Origin of the sequence: Dyella lipolytica (assembly GCF_030160075.1) — a bacterium.
GTDB classification, from domain to species: Bacteria; Pseudomonadota; Gammaproteobacteria; order Xanthomonadales; family Rhodanobacteraceae; genus Dyella_B; species Dyella_B lipolytica.
Genome location: NZ_BSNQ01000003.1, coordinates 1,040,645 through 1,059,697, shown reverse-complemented (window position 1 = coordinate 1,059,697; position 19,053 = coordinate 1,040,645). Strand labels below are relative to the sequence as shown.

Here is a 19,053-nt window from a genome sequence, read left to right as displayed (position 1 = left end):
AGTTGCAACAGAGGGACGGCCGCGGACGGGCCGGTAACGCGGAATCAGGGATGGCTCAGGCCAGCGGCAGCAAAGCGGATCAGGTGCGAGGCGGTTTGCTCGCGGTGGGTGAGCTCGCTGACATCACTCTTGCGCTGGATCATGCCGAAGCCGGACATGGCATGGGTCAGGGCGCCGGTGACCAGGTCGATGCGCCAGTACAGCTCCTCCTTGCTGAGCTGAGGCAGCAGCCGGGCAAATTCGGCAGTGAACTGGCGCATGACATGCCCATAGTTGTCGGACAAGAACTTGCGCAGGCTGTCGTCGTGTTCGGCGAAGGCCCGGGCCAGCACACGCATGAAAAGGCCGCCACCGCCATCGTGGGATAGATCCAGGGCAGGGCGGATAAAGGCCGCCAATACGTCCTCCAAGGTCGTTTCCGGCTGTCCGGCGACAACCTTTAAGGCTGCCAGGCGACGGGCATTGAGCTGGTCCAGGCGGCGTTTGAAGACCTCCTCGACCAGGTTGTCCTTGGAGCCGAAGTGGTAATTCACCGCGGCGAGATTCACCCCTGCAGCGGCCGTCAGCTGGCGTAGCGAGGCGCCTTCGAATCCGCGCTGGGCGAACAGGGATTCGGCAGCGGTGAGGATGCGTTCCTTGGTGGAAGCGGAGCTGTTCACAGGCATCGCCTATCGGATGAAATCAAACGATCGTTTGAGCATACGCGCGAGGCTTGGGAACAGTCAAACGGTCGTTTGCAAATCCGGCTGGCCGGGGTTGCTTATGGGCTAGAATCTGTCAAACTTTCGTGAGCTAAATCCGCATTTCGTGACGCATTTAGTTCTAGATTTGCTGACTAGTAGTCAGACCGCCCATCAAAAATAATCCGTCTACCCGGAGCAGACCGTATGGCGCTGGAGCGCACCCTTTCCATCATTAAACCCGATGCCGTTGCCAAGAACGTCGTTGGTGAAATTTATGCTCGCTTCGAAAAGGCTGGGCTGAAGGTCGTTGCTGCAAAGATGAAGCATCTTTCACGTAAAGAAGCGGAAGGTTTTTATGCAGTGCATCGTGAGCGTCCGTTCTTCAGTGCACTAGTGGAGTTCATGATCTCCGGTCCGGTCATGATTCAGGTACTGCAGGGCGAAGGCGCGGTACTTAAGAATCGCGACCTGATGGGCGCCACCAATCCGAAAGACGCTGCCAAAGGCACGATCCGCGCCGACTTCGCCGATTCGATCGATGCGAATGCCGTGCATGGTTCGGATGCCGCCGAAACGGCTGCGGTCGAGATCGCTTACTTCTTCGCCGCAACCGAAGTTTTTCCTCGCTGAGATGTGATGCAAGTGAATCCGGTGGAAAAGGTCAACCTGCTCGACTTCGATCGCCAAGGTCTGCGTGATTTCTTCGCGCAGATCGGCGAGAAGCCGTATCGCGCCGAGCAGGTGATGAAGTGGATCTATCACCACCTGGAAGACAACTTCGAGAACATGACCGATGTCGGCAAAGCGCTTCGAGCAAAGCTCGAAGCGTCTTGCTATATCGGTCCCCCGAAGACCATGTTCGAGAAGGGCGCCGCCGACGGCACGCACAAATGGCTGCTGGGCATGGATGGCGGTAACGCGGTGGAAGCCGTGTACATTCCCGAGCCCACCCGCGGCACGCTATGCGTGTCTTCGCAGGTAGGTTGCGGCCTGAACTGCCAGTTTTGCTCTACGGCAACCCAAGGATTCAACCGCAATTTGGCGACGTCCGAGATCATCGGCCAGGTGTGGGTGGCCGCGAAGTATCTCGGTAACGTCACGCACCAGAACCGCCGCATCACCAACGTGGTGATGATGGGCATGGGCGAGCCGCTGCTGAACTTCGACAATGTCGTGAAGGCGATGAGCCTGATGCGCGACGATCTCGGTTTCGGCCTCGCCTCCAAGCGCGTGACGCTATCGACCGCCGGCTTGGTGCCGATGATCGACAAACTGTCCGAAAGCATCGACGTCTCACTCGCCGTTTCACTGCACGCAGCGAACGACGAGTTGCGCACCGAACTGGTGCCGCTCAATAAGCGTTACCCGATTGCCGAACTCATCGCATCTTGCCAGCGCTGGATCGCGCGCAAGCCGCGCACGTCGATCACCTTTGAATACACGCTGATGAAGGGCGTGAACGACCAGCCGGAACATGCACGCCAGTTGATCAAACTGATGCGTCGACTGCCGACCTGCAAAGTCAACTTGATTCCGTTCAATCCATTTCCTGGCACGCGCTTCGAACGCTCCGAACCGGAAGTGATTCGCGCGTTCCAGACCCAGCTGCTCAACGCCCATATCCTGACCATGCTGCGCCGCACCCGCGGCGACGATATCGATGCCGCCTGCGGCCAGCTGAAAGGGCAGGTATTGGATCGTACGCGCCGCCAGGCCGAGTTCCGCAAACGTTTGGACGAGGATGCAGCTCATGCGGCGTAATCGTATTTTGCTTGGCATAGGCATAGCCGCAGTCGCTTTGCTGGCGGGCTGTTCCAAGACAGATATGGTTGTTCCGCAAGCACCGACCCCGAAGCTCCCGGCAGAAACTCGGGCTCAGAAAGCCCAAAGCGCCGCACAAGTGCATACCAGCCTTGCGCAGCACTACATTGAAATCGGCGATCTGCAGGGCGCGCTGCAAAAGGTCAAGCTCGCCATCGACGACGATCCGAGCTATGTCCCTGCGCAGACGGTGATCGCGTATATCTACGAGCGCATCGACGATACGCACAATGCGGAAATCCATTACCGCAGGGCAGTCGAGTTGGCGCCCGACAAGGGCGATACCAACAACAACCTCGGTGTCTTCTTGTGTCACGACGGCAAGGAGCAGGAGTCGCTGGCGTACTTCGCCAAGGCGGTCGCCGATCCGTTCTATACGACGCCCGATGTAGCGCTTACTAATCAGGGTGTCTGTCAGTTGAAGTTGAATGACCGCGCCAGTGCCGAGGCCAATTTCCGTCAGGCCGTACAGCGCAATCCGAATAACGCCAGCGCGCTGTTGCAACTCGCCAGCGTGCTCTATCTTAATAACGACGCGTTCCACGCCAGCGCTTTCCTGCAGCGATTCGACGCGTTGGGTCAATCCAGCCCCGATTCGTTGAAGCTGGGTTATGACATCGAATCCCGCCTGGGCGACAAGGATGCTGCTCAAAGCTACAGTAAACGGCTCATAAGCCAGTTCCCGGAATCGGAACAGGCACAGGCCCTCAATCAAAACGTACGCCCATGATTTCCGAGCAGTCCAATCCGGCAGGACAGGGGGAAACAACCTCCGCTGAGTCCGCCACGACGGCAGTGAACATGGATCAGAACGCTGCCGAATTCCGCTTCAACGAAGCTTCTGGCTTTGGTTCGCGCTTGCGTGCCGTACGTGAGGCGCGCGGCCTTGACCTGGAAAGCTGCGGTCACGCGTTGCGTTTGCCCTTGCGAGTGCTGCGCCAGCTCGAGAACAACGAGTTTGACGGCATCGATTACCAGGTGTACCTCGGCGGCTATATCCGCAAGTACGCGCGGTATCTGGAGATCGATGAAGCCGACATCGAAACCGCGGTGGCCCGGCTCAGACCCAGCCAGCCTCCGCTGGTCGCAACCGGCGGCATTTCGCATTCCCGATATCTTTTTGACCGCTACGCCACCGCCGCCACGTATGTGGTGCTGACGTTGGTCATTGCCGTACCGACGGTATGGTTGGGTATGCGCGGTACGTTGACGCACGACATGAGCCATCTGGCTCCTCTCGACGCGGCACCCGTCGCGCAACAGGATGCACCGCCTCCGGCTGTGCCGGCGCCGTCGGGCAGCACTGCAAGTGCTCCCGCCAACGCTACGGCGTTGGCCCAGCAGGCCGCTCCTACGGCAGCACCAGCGCTGGCGACATCGGTGTCACATACCTCTGAGCAACCGCTGCTGGCCTCGATGGTGCCGGTGCCCAACCTCGACGGCGACGCCACCATTACGCCGTCATCCGGTAACAATCCGGCTGCGGCCACCATCGGTAATGGCGGGCACAGTCTCACGCTCAACCTCGCCAACAGCAGTTGGGTGGAAGTGACTGGCAAGGATGGCTCGCGTCTCGAATACGGCTTGCTGCCTGCCGGAACGGTCAAGACCTATCGCAGCGACCAATCGCTCGAAGTGCGCATCGGCAATGCTGCCGGGGCACAGGTCAGTCTCGACGGCCAGCCGATGACGCTGGATCAGTACCGCCACTCGAACGTGGCGCATTTCCGCGTCGACATCCAGGATGGCAAAGCGGCGCCCGCTGGCGCCTGACGAACCACCTGGCGTCCCCCGATCACCCTGATCGGTTATGCTTGCGCATTGTTCGCCCCCAAGGCGGGCAATGCGGTCTGCCGCCGAGTCGCGGCGGCTTAAAAGTACACCCCCTGTGGCGCCCTGCGGCGTCTTTCGCGATACGGTGATTGCATGGCATTTGATGCATACGACGACTACGAACAAAGCGAACGCGTACAAAAATGGCTGAGGCAAAATGGCCTTTCGATCGTCGTGGGTGTCGTCATCGGCCTGATCGCCATTTTCGGATACCAGCAGTGGCGCAATCATCGTGTTGGACATCAGACCGCGGCATCCGGTCTCTATCAGCAGCTGCAGTCGGTCATCGATAGCGGCAACAGCAACGCCGCCGACGTCCTCGTACAGCAGTTGATGAACGATTACGCCGATACACCGTATGCCATGTTCGCCGTCAGCGACCGCGCGCGCCGGCAGGTTGAATCCAAGCAGTTGGACAAGGCGTTGGAATCGCTCGCCTGGGCAGAGCAGCATGCACCCAGCCCGGAACTTAAAGCCCTGGTTGAGCTGCGAATCGCACGCGTGCAGATGGCTCAAGGTAACGCCCAAGAAGCTTTGAGCGCGCTCAACCGCATGCCCGCAGACAGCTACGGCATCGTGGGTGAGGAACTACGCGGCGATGCGCTGGTCAAGCTTGGACGGCGCGACGATGCCCTGAAGGCATATCAGGCCGCCGTCAAAGCCATGGGCCCCGGTGTCCAGCAGGGCAATGAAGTGCAAATGAAAATCGACGATCTGGCCGCGGCCGGGAAGCAGGGTGCATGAAACGTTTTTGGCTGATCGTATTGACTGGTTCGCTGGTGGCCCTTGCAGGCTGTCATTCGTTTAAAAAAGAAAACATCCAGCCGCCGACACCGCTGGCCAAGGACTTCGTGCCCACAGTGAAGGTGGCCAAGGTGTGGACCGCGCGCGTCGGTCATGGCGCGGGCGACAGCGGCGTGCGGATGCAGCCTGCGGTCGTTGATGGCGTGCTGTATGCCGCCAGCACCGACGGCGCGGTTGCCGCCTACGATGCCGCCACCGGCAAGACCCTGTGGGAGAAGAAAACACGTACCCACGGCTGGTTCGGCTGGGGTGACAAAAAGCGCAAAGACGCCTTCTATTCGGGCGGCCCTGCAGCTTCCGGCGACCTGCTGGTCATCGGCACACTCGATGGACATGTGTACGGTCTCAGCACCAAAGACGGCAGCGAGCGCTGGATCACCACGCTGCCTTCGGAAGTTATCGACTCGCCGGCGATTGCCGGGCAGTTGACCGTTGTTCGCACCCAGGACGGACGCGTTTACGGCCTGGACAGCGGCACCGGCGAACGCCGCTGGGTGAACGATCAGGGCAATGTGCCCTTGCTCAGCTTGCGCGGCAACGGTCCGTTACTGATCGCCAATGGCGTGATTTTCTTCGGCAGCGACGACGGCAAGCTGATCGCACTGCGCCTGGATAACGGCGAGAAGCTCTGGGAACAGAAGCTGGCGAGCGGCGAAGGTCGCACCGACATCGATCGCATGAACGATGCCGATGGCAGCGTCGTGCTGGACGGAACCAGCCTGTATGCCGCGGCCTATCACGGCAACCTGTCGGCCGTGGACGGCCCCAGCGGCCGTCAGATGTGGGCGCGTCCGTTTTCCAGCTATACCTCGGTAGCGGCCAGTGGCAACAGCCTGTTCGGTGTCAATGACGAGTCCCAAGTCTGGGCGTTCGACAAGAGCAGCGGCGCCGACATGTGGAAGAGCGATGCGCTGAAATACCGCTGGCTCACTGCCCCGGCCGTGCAGGGCGACTACGTTGTCGCCGGCGACATCGAAGGATATGTGCACTGGCTGCAGGTTGGCGACGGTGCCCTAGCAGCGCGCGAACGTCTTTCCAAGAAAGCCATCCGTGCCCAGCCGCTCGTGGCTGGCGACATGGCGTACGTCGTAGACGTGCAAGGCCATATCGCCGCCTATCGCCTCGGCGCGAAATAATCTCTGGAAACCATGATTCGTGCTGCCTGTCATCGCCCTGGTCGGTCGTCCCAACGTCGGTAAATCGACCCTTTTCAATGCGCTGACGCGTAGCCGCGACGCCCTGGTAGCCGATATGCCGGGCGTTACCCGAGATCGTCATTACGGCGTGTGCCGCATCGGCTCACGTCCGTTTGTGGTGGTCGACACCGGCGGCCTATCCGGTGTCGACGAAGGCATCGATGCACTCACTGCGCAACAGGTGCGTCTGGCCATCGACGAGGCGCAAGTGTTGGTGTTCGTCGTGGATGCGCGCGATGGTCTGCTGCCACAGGATCGCAGCATCCTCGATGAGCTTCGCCGCAGCGGCAAGCCGATCATTGCAGCCGTCAACAAGACCGATGGTCTGGACGAACAGAACGCGATGGCGGAATTCGCCGTGTTCGGCATTGCCCAGACCTTGCCGCTCGCCGCTGCACACAACCGCGGTACTGAGGATCTGATTGCCTGCGCATTGCCGCTGTTGCCGGAAGACACTCACGAAGAGTTGTCGCCGGAAGAAGCAGACAGCATTCGCGTCGCCATCGTCGGTCGCCCCAATGCAGGCAAATCGACGCTGATCAATCGCCTGCTCGGCGAGGATCGCTTGATCGTTTCCGACGTCGCCGGCACCACACGCGACCCGATTCGCGTGCCGCTGGAACGCGACGGCAAACGCTACACGCTGATCGACACCGCCGGCGTACGACGCAGGGCGCGCGTCGAAGAAGTCGTCGAGAAGTTCAGCGTCATCAAGACGCTGCAATCCATGGCGGCGGCGCAGGTCGTTGTGGTGATGATCGACGCTCGCGAAAATCTTGCCGATCAGGATCTCACGCTGATCGGTCACGCGCTCGACGAGGGCAGGGCGCTGGTCATTGCCGTCAACAAGTGGGACGGGATGGATACCTACCAGCGCGAACAATGCCAACGCGCGCTCGAACGTCGGCTTGTATTCGTCGACTGGGCCAAGCAAGTATTCATTTCTGCGCTGCACGGTTCTGGTTTGCGCGAATTGATGCGCGCAATCGTGCGTGCACATGCTGCCGCCACACGCGAGCTCAGTTCGTCGGATCTCACGAAGACGCTAGAGCGTGCTTACGAAAGTTATCAGCCGCCGCTGGTACGCGGACACGCGCCGAAACTGCGCTTCGCACATCCGGGCGGCAGCAATCCGCCGACCATCGTGATCCACGGCAGCCGCACCAAGCACATCGCGCCAGCCTATCAGCGCTATTTGGAAAACTTCTTCCGCAAGCGATACAAGCTGGAGGGAACGCCGGTTCGTATCGTGTTCCGCGATGGCGACAACCCCTTTGCGGGCAAAAGGAATGTGCTTACCGAGGGGCAGCAGCGCAAGCGCCAGCGCATGATCCGCGAGATGAAGCGACGCAAATAACGGGCATTGCACCCGCTTCGTCCTACACTGTGCACATGAGCGAATCCCTCGACCGCGAATCCTGGTTGGCCGCGTTGCGTCAGCGCGTGCCGGAGATTTCACCTACCGAGGCCTTCAACCGGCAAGCACAAGGCGCACTGCTGATCGACGTGCGCGAAGACGACGAGCGGGCGGCGGGGTTACCCACTGGCGCGCTGGCTCTGTCGCGCGGATTCCTCGAGCTGCGTATTGAAGACCACGAACCACATCGCGACCGCATCATGCTTACGTTATGCGGCAGCGGCCGGCGTTCTCTGCTTGCAGCCGAAGCCCTGCAGCGAATGGGCTATCGACATGTCTTCTCCGTTGCCGGCGGTTTCGAGCGTTGGAAAAGCGAAGGCCTGCCGATCAGCACGGGCAATCTCGACGCAGATGCCGCCGAACGCTATGCCCGGCAGTTGCGGTTGCCCCAAGTCGGCGAGTCCGGACAGCTCAAGCTGAGCCAGGCCAGCGTCGCGCTGCTGGGTGCGGGTGGGCTGGGCGCGCCGGCCGCGTTGTACCTTGCGGCGGCGGGAGTAGGGCGGCTCACCCTGATCGACGATGATCGCGTCGAACGCTCGAATCTGCACCGACAGGTCATCCACGCCGATACACGCGTAGGCATGGCCAAGACGGAATCGGCGCGTATGACCTTGGCTGCGCTCAATCCACGCGTGCAGGTGGATTTGCACAACGAACGTTTACGCGCGGACAACGTCGAGCGTCTGCTGAGCGGACATGACTTGGTTATCGACGGTGCCGACAATTTCCCAGCGCGCTATCTGCTTGCCGCAGCGACGCGGCGGTTGAATATGCCGATGGTCTACGGTGCCGTCGAGCGTTTTACGGGGCAGGTCAGCGTATTCGATCCGCGTCGGACCGATTCGCCGTGTTATCGCTGCCTGTTTCCCGAACCTCCGGCCGCCGCCGATGCACCTAATTGCAGTGAAGCTGGCGTGCTTGGCGTGCTGCCTGGCATCGTCGGATTGCTGCAGGCGAGCGAAGCGCTAAAGCTGATTCTGGATCTCGGTGAGCCACTTATTGGACGGCTGCTGTCGTTCGACGTCCTGAGCATGCGCTTCCGCGAAACGCGCCTGCCACGCGATCCAGCCTGTCCGGGATGTGGTTCGACAGCCACCTTCCATGGCTATGAGGACATCGAGCGCTTCTGCGCAGCCAACGGCTAGGAGCTTATCTAAGTGTCGGCAGGCGTGGCGAGTTGCTACACAAGCCGGGATAATGTCCGCTCGGGAAGACCAGGACACCTCATGAACGCACGCATCCTCGACGGCAAGCGCATCGCACAGGAAGTGCTGGAACGGATCGGCAAGCGCGTGAGCGAACGCAAGGCGCAAGGTCACGTCGAACCCGGCCTCGCCGTCGTGCTGGTAGGTGACGACGCGGCGTCTTCGGTTTACGTGCGTAACAAGCGCAAGGCCTGTCATCAGGTCGGCTTCCGCTCCTTCGATTACGATCTGCCGTCCAAGACTACGCAGGCGGAACTGTTCGAATTGATCGATCGCCTCAACGCCGATCCCGCCGTGCACGGCATCCTGGTGCAATCGCCGTTGCCTGACCATATCGACGAAGACGCCCTGGTCGACCGCATCGATCCAGACAAGGACGTGGACGGCTTTCAGGCCGTTAATGTCGGCCGCCTCGCGCTGCGCCGATTCGGTTTGCGGCCGTGCACACCCAAAGGTGTGATGACCCTGCTCGGACATACCGATCGTCCGGTCCGTGGCCAGCACGCCGTGGTCGTCGGCGTTTCCAATCACGTTGGGCGTCCGCTTGCGCTGGAGCTGCTGATCGCCGGTTGCACCACCACCTGTTGCCATCGCTTTACGCGCAGCCTTGAAACCTATGTGCGACAAGCCGATATCCTGGTTGTTGCGGTAGGTAAGCCGGGGCTGGTGAAGGGCGACTGGATCAAGCCAGGTGCTGTCGTGGTCGATGTCGGCATCAATCGGCTGGACGATGGACGTCTAGTTGGCGACGTGGATTTCGAGGTGGCTTCCGAGCGCGCGAGCTGGATCACTCCGGTCCCCGGCGGCGTTGGCCCGATGACCGTGGCGACCCTGATGGAAAACACACTCGAAGCTGCGGAAGCGCGAAAGTAGCGACGCCCTGGGAATGCGGGCCCAGGGCCTCATGCCAAATGGCAGTTAAACGAGCATATTCCAGCCCGGTTTCAACGCTCCATCTGGCACGATTTTTATCCGGCAGCAGTCGCGCCCTGACCGGCTCCCGCGTATAATCCTCTCTTTGCAGCGGGACTTTTCGCATGCGCATCCTCGCCGAGGCCCTTACATACGACGACGTTTACCTCGTCCCGGCCCATTCCCAAGTCTTACCGCGCGACGTGGATACCTCCACGCGCCTCACGCGGAACCTCAGGCTAAACATCCCCATCGTGTCCGCTGCCATGGACACGGTCACCGAAGCCCGGCTTGCTATCACCATGGCGCAGAACGGCGGCATCGGCATCATCCACAAGAACATGACTGCTGAGCAGCAGGCCGCCGAAGTGCGCCTGGTGAAGAAGTTCGAGGCCGGTGTCATCCGCAGCCCGATTACTGTCAGCCCGCATACTTCGATCCGCGATGTGCTCAAGCTGACCCGTGCGCACAACATCTCCGGCGTTCCGGTGGTCGAAGGCGAGCAGCTGGTCGGCATCGTCACCAGCCGCGATCTGCGTTTCGAACGCAAGCACGACGATCCGGTACGCAACATCATGACGCGTCAGGAAAAGCTGGTCACCGTGCGCGAAGGTGCCAGCCAGGACGAAGTGCTGCTGCTGCTGCACAAGAACCGCATCGAAAAAGTGCTGGTCGTCAACGATGCCTTCCAGCTGCGCGGCCTGATCACGGTCAAGGACATCCAAAAAGCGCGCGACAACCCCAATGCCGCCAAGGATGCACACGAGCGCCTGCTGGTCGGCGCGGCTGTCGGCGTAGGTGGCGATACCGAGCAGCGCGTTGAAGCACTGATCGATGCCGGTGTGGATGTGATCGTGGTCGATACCGCACATGGCCATTCCCAAGGCGTGATCGATCGTGCGGCTTGGGTGAAGAAACGCTATTCGCAGGTGCAGGTGATCGCCGGCAACATCGTCACCGGCGAAGCGGCGCGTGCGCTGCTCGATGCCGGCGTCGATGCCGTGAAGGTGGGTGTCGGCCCCGGCTCGATTTGCACTACGCGCGTTGTCGCGGGTGTGGGCGTGCCGCAGATCACCGCCATCGATATGGTCGCGACCGCGCTGAAGGACGAGATACCGCTGATCGCCGACGGCGGCATTCGCTATTCCGGCGATATTCCCAAGGCGCTGGCTGCGGGTGCATCGACAGTGATGCTCGGCTCGATGTTCGCCGGCACTGAAGAATCCCCGGGCGAAGTCGAACTGTTCCAGGGTCGCTCTTACAAGAGCTACCGCGGCATGGGTTCGATCGGCGCGATGGCGCTAGGTTCCAAGGACCGTTATTTCCAGGACGAAGCCGATGCCGACAAGCTGGTGCCGGAAGGCATCGAAGGGCGCGTGCCGTACCGCGGCCCGCTGCGCAACATCATTCACCAGCTGATCGGTGGACTGCGTGCTTCGATGGGTTATCTCGGCGCGGCGACGATCGATGACGTGCGCAACAAAGCGCAGTTCGTCAAAGTCACCTCGGCCGGTGTCACCGAAGCGCATCCGCACGATATCCAGATCACGAAGGAAGCGCCGAATTACCGGCTGAATTCGTGACGCCACGTAGCATACCCGCGCTCGTCATCCCGGTCTCTGCCGGGATGACGGTTGGATTTATGCCATCTCTTCATCATTTTGTGACCTCGCCGCGATGACCAACATCCATAGCGACAAGATCCTCATCCTCGACTTCGGCGCGCAGTACACCCAGCTGATTGCGCGGCGTATCCGCGAGATCGGCGTCTATTGCGAAATCTGGGCCTGGGACCACAACCCTGCCGAAATTGCCGCGTTCGGCGCAAAAGGCATCATCCTATCCGGAGGCCCGGAATCGACCACACTGCACGGTGCGCCGAAAGCGCCGCAGCAAGTGTTCGATTCAGGCCTGCCGATCCTCGGCATTTGCTATGGCATGCAGACGCTCGCGGCGCAGCTGGGCGGCGCCACGGAAGCTGCCGATGCGCGCGAGTTCGGTCATGCACGTGTCGACGTCGTCGTGGCGGATCGCCTGCTTGCCGGTCTTACCGATCACGCTTCCACTCAGGCGCTCGAAGTGTGGATGAGTCACGGCGATCATGTCGCCAAGGCCCCGCCGGGCTTCACCATCACGGCGACTACCGATCGTATTCCAGTCGCCGCGATGTCGAACGAAGCCAAACGCTGGTACGGCGTGCAGTTCCATCCTGAAGTGACGCACACCAAGCAGGGCAATGCCTTGCTCAAGCGTTTCGTCACCGAGATCTGCGGCTGTCAGACACTGTGGACCGCCGCGCACATCATCGACGACCAGATCGCGCGCGTGCGCGAGCAGGTGGGCAAGGATCATGTGCTGCTGGGTCTGTCAGGTGGTGTGGATTCGTCGGTGGTTGCAGCGCTCCTGCATCGCGCCATCGGCGATCAGCTGACCTGCGTGTTCGTGGACACCGGCCTGCTGCGTTGGCAGGAGGGCGACCAGGTGATGGCCACCATGGCTGAGCACATGGGCGTCAAGGTCATCCGCGTCAATGCCGCAGAGCGTTACTTCAAAGCACTCGAAGGCGTGGCCGACCCGGAAGCCAAGCGCAAGATCATCGGCCGCCTGTTCGTGGAGATCTTCGACGAGGAATCGGCCAAGGTCACCGCATCCGGCAATGGTCATGTGAAGTGGCTGGCCCAGGGCACGATCTACCCGGACGTGATCGAGTCGGCTGGCAGCAAGACCGGCAAGGCGCACGTCATCAAGAGTCACCACAACGTCGGTGGCCTGCCTGAGCATATGAAGCTCAAGCTGGTGGAACCGTTGCGCGAACTGTTCAAGGACGAAGTACGCCGCATCGGCGTCGAACTCGGCCTGCCGCGCGATATGGTCTATCGCCATCCGTTCCCGGGACCGGGGCTGGGTGTGCGCATCCTTGGCGAAGTGAAGCCCGAATACGCCGAACTGTTGGCACGCGCCGATGCTGTCTTCATCGAAGAGTTGCGCAAAGCCAATCTGTACGACCAGGTCAGCCAGGCATTCGCGGTGTTCCTGCCGGTGAAGTCGGTGGGTGTGGTGGGCGATGCTCGTGCGTATGAATGGGTGATCGCGCTACGTGCCGTAGAGACCATCGACTTCATGACCGCGCACTGGGCGCATCTACCCTACGACTTCCTTGGTACCGTTTCAAATAGAATTATCAATGAGTTACGCGGTGTTTCTCGTGTCGTTTATGACATAAGCGGCAAGCCCCCCGCCACCATTGAGTGGGAATAATAAAATCATCGAGTTAGCGCGCTACCAGCGCTAATTCGTCATGGTGTTCACTGCAAGAAAGTCTGATAAATAGCTGAAATGGCTGATGAATTGACCAGCAATCCGGAGTCGCCAGCCTTCAGCGCCGAGGACGAGGCGTACATGCGCCGCGCTCTGCAGCTGGCCGAGCACGCTCGCGATGCCGAAAACGAAGTACCGGTCGGTGCCGTGCTGGTGCAGGACGGCCAGATCGTCGGTTTGGGCTGGAACCGCAATATCACGTTGCACGATCCCACTGCGCATGCCGAAATCATGGCGTTGCGCGCGGCCGGGGAAAAACTGGCGAACTATCGCATCGTCGGCGCCACGCTTTACGTCACGCTCGAGCCATGCGCGATGTGTGCGATGGCGCTGGTGCATGCGCGCATCGGGCGCGTCGTCTACGGCACGATAGATCCCAAGACCGGCGCCGCCGGCAGTGTGTTCGACACGCTGGTTTCCGATCGTCACAACCACCGCATCGAGGTGCAAGGCGGTCTACTTGCCGACGAATCGGCCGCATTGTTACGCGATTTCTTCCGCGCTCGCCGTTGATGCGTTGTCGCGCAAAAAGGCCAAGGCCTCTGCGCAAGGCTGCTCGACTTTCAAACTCAGCAGCGGATCGGCGCGAGTACGCCCCAGATTGACTGCTGCTATCGGTTTGCCGGCTTTGGCGGCAGCGTGTGCAAATCGGTAACCCGAAAAAACCATCAAGGACGAACCCACGACGAGCATGGCATCAGCCGCATCCAGCGCCTGTATCGCTGTCGCCACGCGATCGCGCGGAACGTTCTCGCCGTAGAACACCACATCCGGCTTTAGCATGCCGCCGCAGTGCGGGCAGGGCGGAATGACGAACGTGCCGAAGTCGTGACCCTCGAGATCGGCATCGCCGTCCGGTGCATCGGCAGCATCGAGTTTCGCCCAAGATGGATTGAGCTCTAGCAACATGTGCTGGAAGGTGTGACGCGGAGAGCGATGCTCGCATCCCAAGCATCGCACCGTATCCAATCGACCGTGCATATCCAGCACATCGCGATTACCTGCGCGCTGATGCAGGCCGTCCACATTCTGCGTCAACAGCAATTGCACCTTGCCCAGCTGCTCGAGCTGGAACAAGGCGTGATGCGTATCGTTCGGCAGGGCGTGCCCAAATCGACGCCAACCGACCATGCTGCGCGCCCAATAGCGCTGTCGCGTCAGCGTGTCGCTTATGAACGCCTGATAGGTCACCGGTTGCGATCGCTTCCAGCTGCCGTCGGTATCGCGATAATCAGGTATGCCCGAATCGGTACTGCAACCGGCTCCGGTCAATACAAACAGGCGCCGGTGTTCCGCGATGAATCGCTGGAGGGCGTGCTGGCCGCTGTCGTTGGGCATGGTTATTTATTGCGTCTCGGTCTGCTCGATTATGCTGGCGACATCGTTTCCGCTCAGGAAAATCTCATGAACGTGCTCATATATGGCGCCACAGGCATGGTTGGACAAGGTGTGCTGCGGGAGTGCTTGCTCGCGCAGGACGTCGCCCTTGTCCAGACCGTAGGCAGAACCGCGACCGGGCAGCCAAATCCAAAGTTGAAGGAAATCGTGCAGCACGACCTTTTCGATGGCGACTCCGTTGCCGCCGACTTGAAGGGCTTCGACGCCTGCTTCTTTTGCCTGGGGATTTCGTCTGCCGGCATGACCGAGGCGGCATACACGCGACTGACTTACGACCTCACCATAGCCGTCGCCCAGACCGTGGCCCGGCTCAATCCTGGCATGACTTTTGTCTACGTATCCGGGGCGGGGACCGACAGCACGGAGCAAGGAGGCAGCATGTGGGCACGCGTAAAAGGGCGTACCGAAAATACCTTGCAGCGGCTGCCGTTCAAAGCGGCGTATCTATTTCGACCGGGCGCCATCCAGCCCCTGCATGGCATACGATCAAAGACGGCTTCCTACCGGTTGTTGTACAGCTTGACCAAACCGCTACTGACACCGCTGCGCCTGTTTTTTCCTAACGTCATGCTTACTACGGAAATCATGGGGCAAGCGATGCTGGCAGTTGCCAGACATGGCGCCGACAAAGCCGTACTCGAGGCTGCGGATATCCGTGCCCTGGCCACGGCAGGTTAGCCCTGGCATAGGGGGCAACGCAGCCGCGATCCTCGACGCTGAGCTTCTCGGCGGGAGTAAAATCGACAGCGAGTCCACCGAGGCAGGCAACGCACCTGTCGTGGCAAACAGGGAGCTCGGCAAGGTGAGTGCGGTGCGCTCGGCGAGGGTCGGCAGACCCGAGGAGGCATCATGTTCTCACATGTCCTGATAGCCACGGATGGGTCCGAGCATGCCATGCATGCCGCAGAAACCGGTGTCGAGCTGGCACGCAAGCTTGGCGCGCGCATCTATGCATTTCACGTCCTCGCGCCTCTTCCGGCGGTCGCTTATTTTTCCGACGTCATTCAGCATGCGGAAGATTCTTACGTGGAAAGGTCGGTTGCCCGCGCGCAGCTACACCTGGCCGACATTCAGGCGATGGCGAAGAAGGCCGGCGTGGAGTCGCATGGTGGGTATGCGTTCGACCGCCGCCCTTATGTCGCCATTGTCGGTGCGGCCAAACAACAGCATTGCGATTTGATCGTCATGGGAACGCACAGCTACACCAGTCTCGATCGACTTTTACTAGGTAGCGAAACGAACAAATTGCTGACGTGCTGCGATGTCCCCGTCCTTGTGTGCCACTGATACGTTGCATAGCACGCAGGTTTTCAGATGGGCTATCGGGAGCCGTGCGCAATGAACATGCGGACGGATTTCGTTACCGGTTCGGGTGGCGACACCTTCGACAATGTGGCTGACTTTGTGCTCAGTGCCGCGCGCAAGGCGACGATATCGATTGAAGCGGGCAGCTGATCGAGTGCGCTCATGAACACCTGAAAATCCTGACGCCAACCAAGTCGATCGCTGAGCAAACTCAGACGCTTTATCCGGGCCTCATATTGCTCCGTGCGTCTTTTCTTCATACCGACCTTGCGGCGAGCCGTGCGCAGAAATTCGAGTTGATACCGAACTTGCCGAGCACGGCGACGCCAACGATGGAAAGCAGGTGTTGTGCGTTCCTCCAACGCCGCTTGCCGCACCTTTTTCATCCGCTGCACATGCTGCTTGAGCACTTTTTTTGCGGTGGACGGAGTGACTTGTTGCCAAGGCAAGCCTTCGATGGCGACGGCGATACGCCGTACTTTGGCGGACCGACGACGCCAATGGGGATCATTCTCGAGTGCCTCATCCAGTAAGGCCGCGCTGCGATGTTCGAGCGCATCCATCAGCGATGGAGTGAGCGTGGCTGCGTGAGTAGCCGCGAGGAGTCGCGCGGTGCGCGCAGCTACGTGCGCATCTCGCAACGCGGAAAAGCTATCGACCAACTGCTTCAAGGTCTTGTCGAGCGAGGCTATCCGTCGATCTGATCGTGGCTCGAGAAAAGCGAGCAGGCTGCGCAACCGTCGGCTCGATTTTCGCGCTTCGTGGATACCGTCATGGCGCCCTTTGCGGAGCGCCAGTGCGTGTTCCAGCGACTGGCACTCCTTGGCCGCCAGCGCCCCTAATGCCGACCCGATATCCAAGCTTTTGCATTGCTTCGCATCGTTCATCGGTCCAGATCGCCTCAAGGCAGTCTGCGCGGATTAGCCCCTCATCATAGCCCTCCATCGATGCTACCGGCGGACGTCGGCGGTGGCCGGTCGCTGCAGCCGGGATAAGCCGGATCCGGCCAAACATCCCAGTTGGTCTTGCTGGTCGGCGGGTCGCAAGTCAGGCGATGAACGGTCAGGAAATCCTCGCGAACCGCCTTTCCGGTGGCCCAGCGCTGTATCGAATAGGTGTCGAGCAGGTAAGGCGCGCCAGTAGGGCTCGCATAGCTGGTCAGATAATCAATGACTACGCGGTCGCCGAGGGCCGTTTCGTCATGATCATTCAACGGAATGGGCGGAGCAGGGGGTGGCAAAACCTGCGAACCGGCCGGTGCCGGCGGCACCGCCAGAAATACATAGCCTTCCGGCACCTTTTGCCAGGTCAGCCGTCCGTGCTGATAGATCGTGAACTCCTGCATCAATACGCGACGCGGCGCGACGCCAGGCTGGCGGGCCAGATCAAGCGCAATCTTGAGCGCGGACGCCTCGTCCAGATCATGGATGCCCCATGCCAGCAGCGTGCAGCCGCCGCTATCGGCGTGTGCAGCACGCGACGCCAGCAGTTGCGGCAACCCCTCCGCCGGATGTCGTGCCGCGAATTCTGCCGGCAGATACGCCTGTGTCTGAGCTGTCTGCGGCAAGTAAAAGCCGAAGAAGTCGCGCTCGGCGAGCGTACGGAAGAACGTTGTCGCATGGCCGAAGCGATAAGGAAGAATCACCGGTAGCGGTTGGTTAGCGCATCCTGGAAGCTGCTCCACGTACCGAGCCGATTCACGCCAGTTTTCCGTGCGCGGCAACTCACGCCCACGCAGCAATAGCAGATAAGAGCCGATCAGTATCATGCCGAGCACGGCGACGATAGCGCTGCTGCGCGTATACCCACGCGGCCCGACGGCATCGTAAAGACGCGCGATCAGCAACCAGGCAAAAGGCGAGCAGGCGAGTAAGTTTCGATCCGAAAACGACGGCGCTACCAACATCGATACGGCGATACCGCAAACGATTACACCGATCAGAACGAAGCCCGCGAGGGCAGTTGTCCAGCGCGTATCGATATCGTCGAAAACAAAGAACGGCTCGCCGACAATCCGTCGTTGAATGGCGAATACGAGCAGCAGTCCCACCACCAGCGCGACCTGCGATGCCATGAGATCGGTCGCCGCCTGTCGAATCTGAGTGGAAAAGAAACCGAGGTCGTTGCTGAACCACAGATTTTGCAAATCCTGTTGCGACGAATGAACCATCATCCTGTAGTACGCAACATTGAATGCGAGTACCACCAGGCCGGTCGCAACCAGCGCCGCGCGCAATCGCCACGACGGCACAGTGAAAAGAAGGAACGCCAAGACCATGCCCAGCGCCAATAACAAATACGCATGCGTGAGACTGGCGACGAGCCCCAGCAGGCTTAGTGCCAGCCAATGTGCAATGGGAAAACCGGGGCGTACGCGCACACGTCTGTGCAAAGCGATGGCGAGCGACAACAGGCTCGCGGCGAAGGTCAGGCATAGAGCGTAGCTTCGCGCGTTCTGCGATTGATTGAACCAGAACGCAGACACAGTGCCTACTGCACATGCGAAAGCGATCGCCGCCGGGCTCAGTACGCGCCGCGTTCCCATCGCAAAGACACCGACCGCAAGCACCGCAAACACCGCGCTCGGTAAACGCAAAGCCCATTCTGAGAAGCCCGCTAGACGGGTCCAACAGTACAAAAAGAAATAGTAAAGGGGTGGGTGGACATCGGAGAGCGAGAGGCGGAAAACCTCACCAAGGCCGTTGTGATGATGAATCACCAGGACCGAAAACAGTTCGTCGATCCACAAACCACTTGCTGAAAGCCCGACGAACGCGCCGACACAAGCGATTAATGCAATCAGTCCATAGACAATAGCCTGCCATCGGGCGGGGGCTTGGGTGGAAAAATTCACGTACTGACCCCCGTATAGTCTGTGACACAGCAATGAAATCGTGCCAAAAGAATATTGCAAAGTACGACGGGCGCTTTGGTGCAAGCCATGCATTCACAAGTGTTCGTCATTTATTGAAGTAATCTGCTATTCAATCTAAAAATCGGCATTCCTGACGCGCACTGACACCTAATCAGGTTTATGTGCGTTACATCACTTACGGCGGACTCCGCGCGTAGTTATTCCGAGTGCTTGCGAGAAGCTGATATTTTCGTAAGCGTGTCGCAAGAACTTTGCATTGAGCACGTTTTCGAAATATCGATTTTTC

General features: G+C 60.2%; 18 protein-coding genes. 14 read left to right on the top strand and 4 right to left on the bottom strand.

The annotated features are described in order from the left end of the window. Positions 1-44 precede the first annotated feature (44 nt). Positions 45-665: a TetR/AcrR family transcriptional regulator gene (locus tag QQL64_RS06125; RefSeq protein ID WP_284397019.1), complete on the bottom strand. Its 621-nt coding sequence runs from the start codon at positions 663-665 to the stop codon at positions 45-47. Positions 666-887: 222 nt separating this feature from the next. Here QQL64_RS06125 and ndk point away from each other — a divergent pair, with 222 nt between their 5' ends. From ndk to tadA, 12 genes are all read left to right on the top strand, one after another. Next, positions 888-1,313 (top strand): nucleoside-diphosphate kinase, encoded by a 426-nt coding sequence (gene ndk, locus QQL64_RS06120; protein ID WP_284397017.1) that lies wholly within the window; start codon positions 888-890, stop codon positions 1,311-1,313. Positions 1,314-1,319: 6 nt separating this feature from the next. Continuing rightward, the gene (rlmN, locus tag QQL64_RS06115; protein ID WP_284397013.1) at positions 1,320-2,444 is read left to right on the top strand and encodes a dual-specificity RNA methyltransferase RlmN; all 1,125 of its coding nucleotides are present in this window, start codon (positions 1,320-1,322) and stop codon (positions 2,442-2,444) included. After that, the gene (gene pilW, locus QQL64_RS06110; RefSeq protein WP_284397012.1) at positions 2,434-3,234 is read left to right on the top strand and encodes a type IV pilus biogenesis/stability protein PilW; all 801 of its coding nucleotides are present in this window, start codon (positions 2,434-2,436) and stop codon (positions 3,232-3,234) included. The genes rlmN and pilW overlap by 11 nt, the downstream gene beginning before the upstream one ends. A gap of 71 nt (positions 3,235-3,305) precedes the next feature. Further along, positions 3,306-4,277, top strand: a complete 972-nt coding sequence (locus tag QQL64_RS06105; RefSeq protein WP_284397010.1) for a helix-turn-helix domain-containing protein — start codon at positions 3,306-3,308, stop codon at positions 4,275-4,277. Between the two features lie 153 nt (positions 4,278-4,430). Then, positions 4,431-5,081 carry a YfgM family protein gene (locus QQL64_RS06100; protein WP_284397008.1) on the top strand — a complete coding sequence of 217 codons (651 nt, stop codon included), beginning with the start codon at positions 4,431-4,433 and terminating at the stop codon, positions 5,079-5,081. Next, positions 5,078-6,277 carry an outer membrane protein assembly factor BamB gene (gene bamB / locus QQL64_RS06095; RefSeq protein WP_284397007.1) on the top strand — a complete coding sequence of 400 codons (1,200 nt, stop codon included), beginning with the start codon at positions 5,078-5,080 and terminating at the stop codon, positions 6,275-6,277. Before QQL64_RS06100 ends, bamB begins: the two co-directional genes overlap by 4 nt. 19 nt (positions 6,278-6,296) lie before the next feature. Beyond that, positions 6,297-7,694, top strand: coding sequence for a ribosome biogenesis GTPase Der (gene der, locus QQL64_RS06090; RefSeq protein ID WP_284397003.1), 1,398 nt, complete (start codon positions 6,297-6,299; stop codon positions 7,692-7,694). Positions 7,695-7,729: 35 nt separating this feature from the next. Then, positions 7,730-8,899: a molybdopterin-synthase adenylyltransferase MoeB gene (gene moeB / locus QQL64_RS06085; protein WP_284397000.1), complete on the top strand. Its 1,170-nt coding sequence runs from the start codon at positions 7,730-7,732 to the stop codon at positions 8,897-8,899. 81 nt (positions 8,900-8,980) lie between these two features. Next, entirely contained in the window at positions 8,981-9,832 is an 852-nt protein-coding gene (gene folD / locus QQL64_RS06080; protein ID WP_284396997.1) for a bifunctional methylenetetrahydrofolate dehydrogenase/methenyltetrahydrofolate cyclohydrolase FolD, read from the top strand. Positions 9,833-9,996: 164 nt separating this feature from the next. Beyond that, positions 9,997-11,454, top strand: a complete 1,458-nt coding sequence (gene guaB, locus QQL64_RS06075) for an IMP dehydrogenase (RefSeq protein WP_284396995.1) — start codon at positions 9,997-9,999, stop codon at positions 11,452-11,454. A 94-nt stretch (positions 11,455-11,548) separates the two neighbouring features. Further along, positions 11,549-13,129, top strand: coding sequence for a glutamine-hydrolyzing GMP synthase (guaA, locus tag QQL64_RS06070; protein WP_284396993.1), 1,581 nt, complete (start codon positions 11,549-11,551; stop codon positions 13,127-13,129). A 78-nt stretch (positions 13,130-13,207) separates the two neighbouring features. Continuing rightward, positions 13,208-13,702, top strand: a complete 495-nt coding sequence (gene tadA / locus QQL64_RS06065) for a tRNA adenosine(34) deaminase TadA (RefSeq protein ID WP_284396991.1) — start codon at positions 13,208-13,210, stop codon at positions 13,700-13,702. On the opposite strand, the gene QQL64_RS06060 is transcribed toward tadA, so the two are convergent. Continuing rightward, a complete protein-coding gene (locus tag QQL64_RS06060; protein WP_284396989.1) occupies positions 13,673-14,527 on the bottom strand; it encodes an NAD-dependent protein deacetylase in 855 nt (284 codons plus the stop codon). The two genes, tadA and QQL64_RS06060, sit on opposite strands and share 30 nt — an antisense overlap. A gap of 66 nt (positions 14,528-14,593) precedes the next feature. On the opposite strand from QQL64_RS06060, the gene QQL64_RS06055 reads away from it, so the two are divergent. Then, positions 14,594-15,265 (top strand): NAD(P)H-binding protein, encoded by a 672-nt coding sequence (locus QQL64_RS06055; RefSeq protein ID WP_284396987.1) that lies wholly within the window; start codon positions 14,594-14,596, stop codon positions 15,263-15,265. Between the two features lie 171 nt (positions 15,266-15,436). Further along, a complete protein-coding gene (locus QQL64_RS06050; RefSeq protein WP_284396986.1) occupies positions 15,437-15,874 on the top strand; it encodes a universal stress protein in 438 nt (145 codons plus the stop codon). Positions 15,875-15,906: 32 nt separating this feature from the next. Here QQL64_RS06050 and QQL64_RS06045 read toward each other — a convergent pair whose 3' ends face one another. Together QQL64_RS06045 and QQL64_RS06040 are read right to left on the bottom strand one after the other, a co-directional pair. Continuing rightward, the gene (locus QQL64_RS06045) at positions 15,907-16,779 is read right to left on the bottom strand and encodes a CHAD domain-containing protein (protein WP_284396985.1); all 873 of its coding nucleotides are present in this window, start codon (positions 16,777-16,779) and stop codon (positions 15,907-15,909) included. Between the two features lie 44 nt (positions 16,780-16,823). After that, complete coding sequence (locus tag QQL64_RS06040) at positions 16,824-18,746, bottom strand: glycosyltransferase family 39 protein (protein ID WP_284396983.1); 1,923 nt, start codon at positions 18,744-18,746, stop codon at positions 16,824-16,826. Positions 18,747-19,053 lie beyond the last annotated feature (307 nt).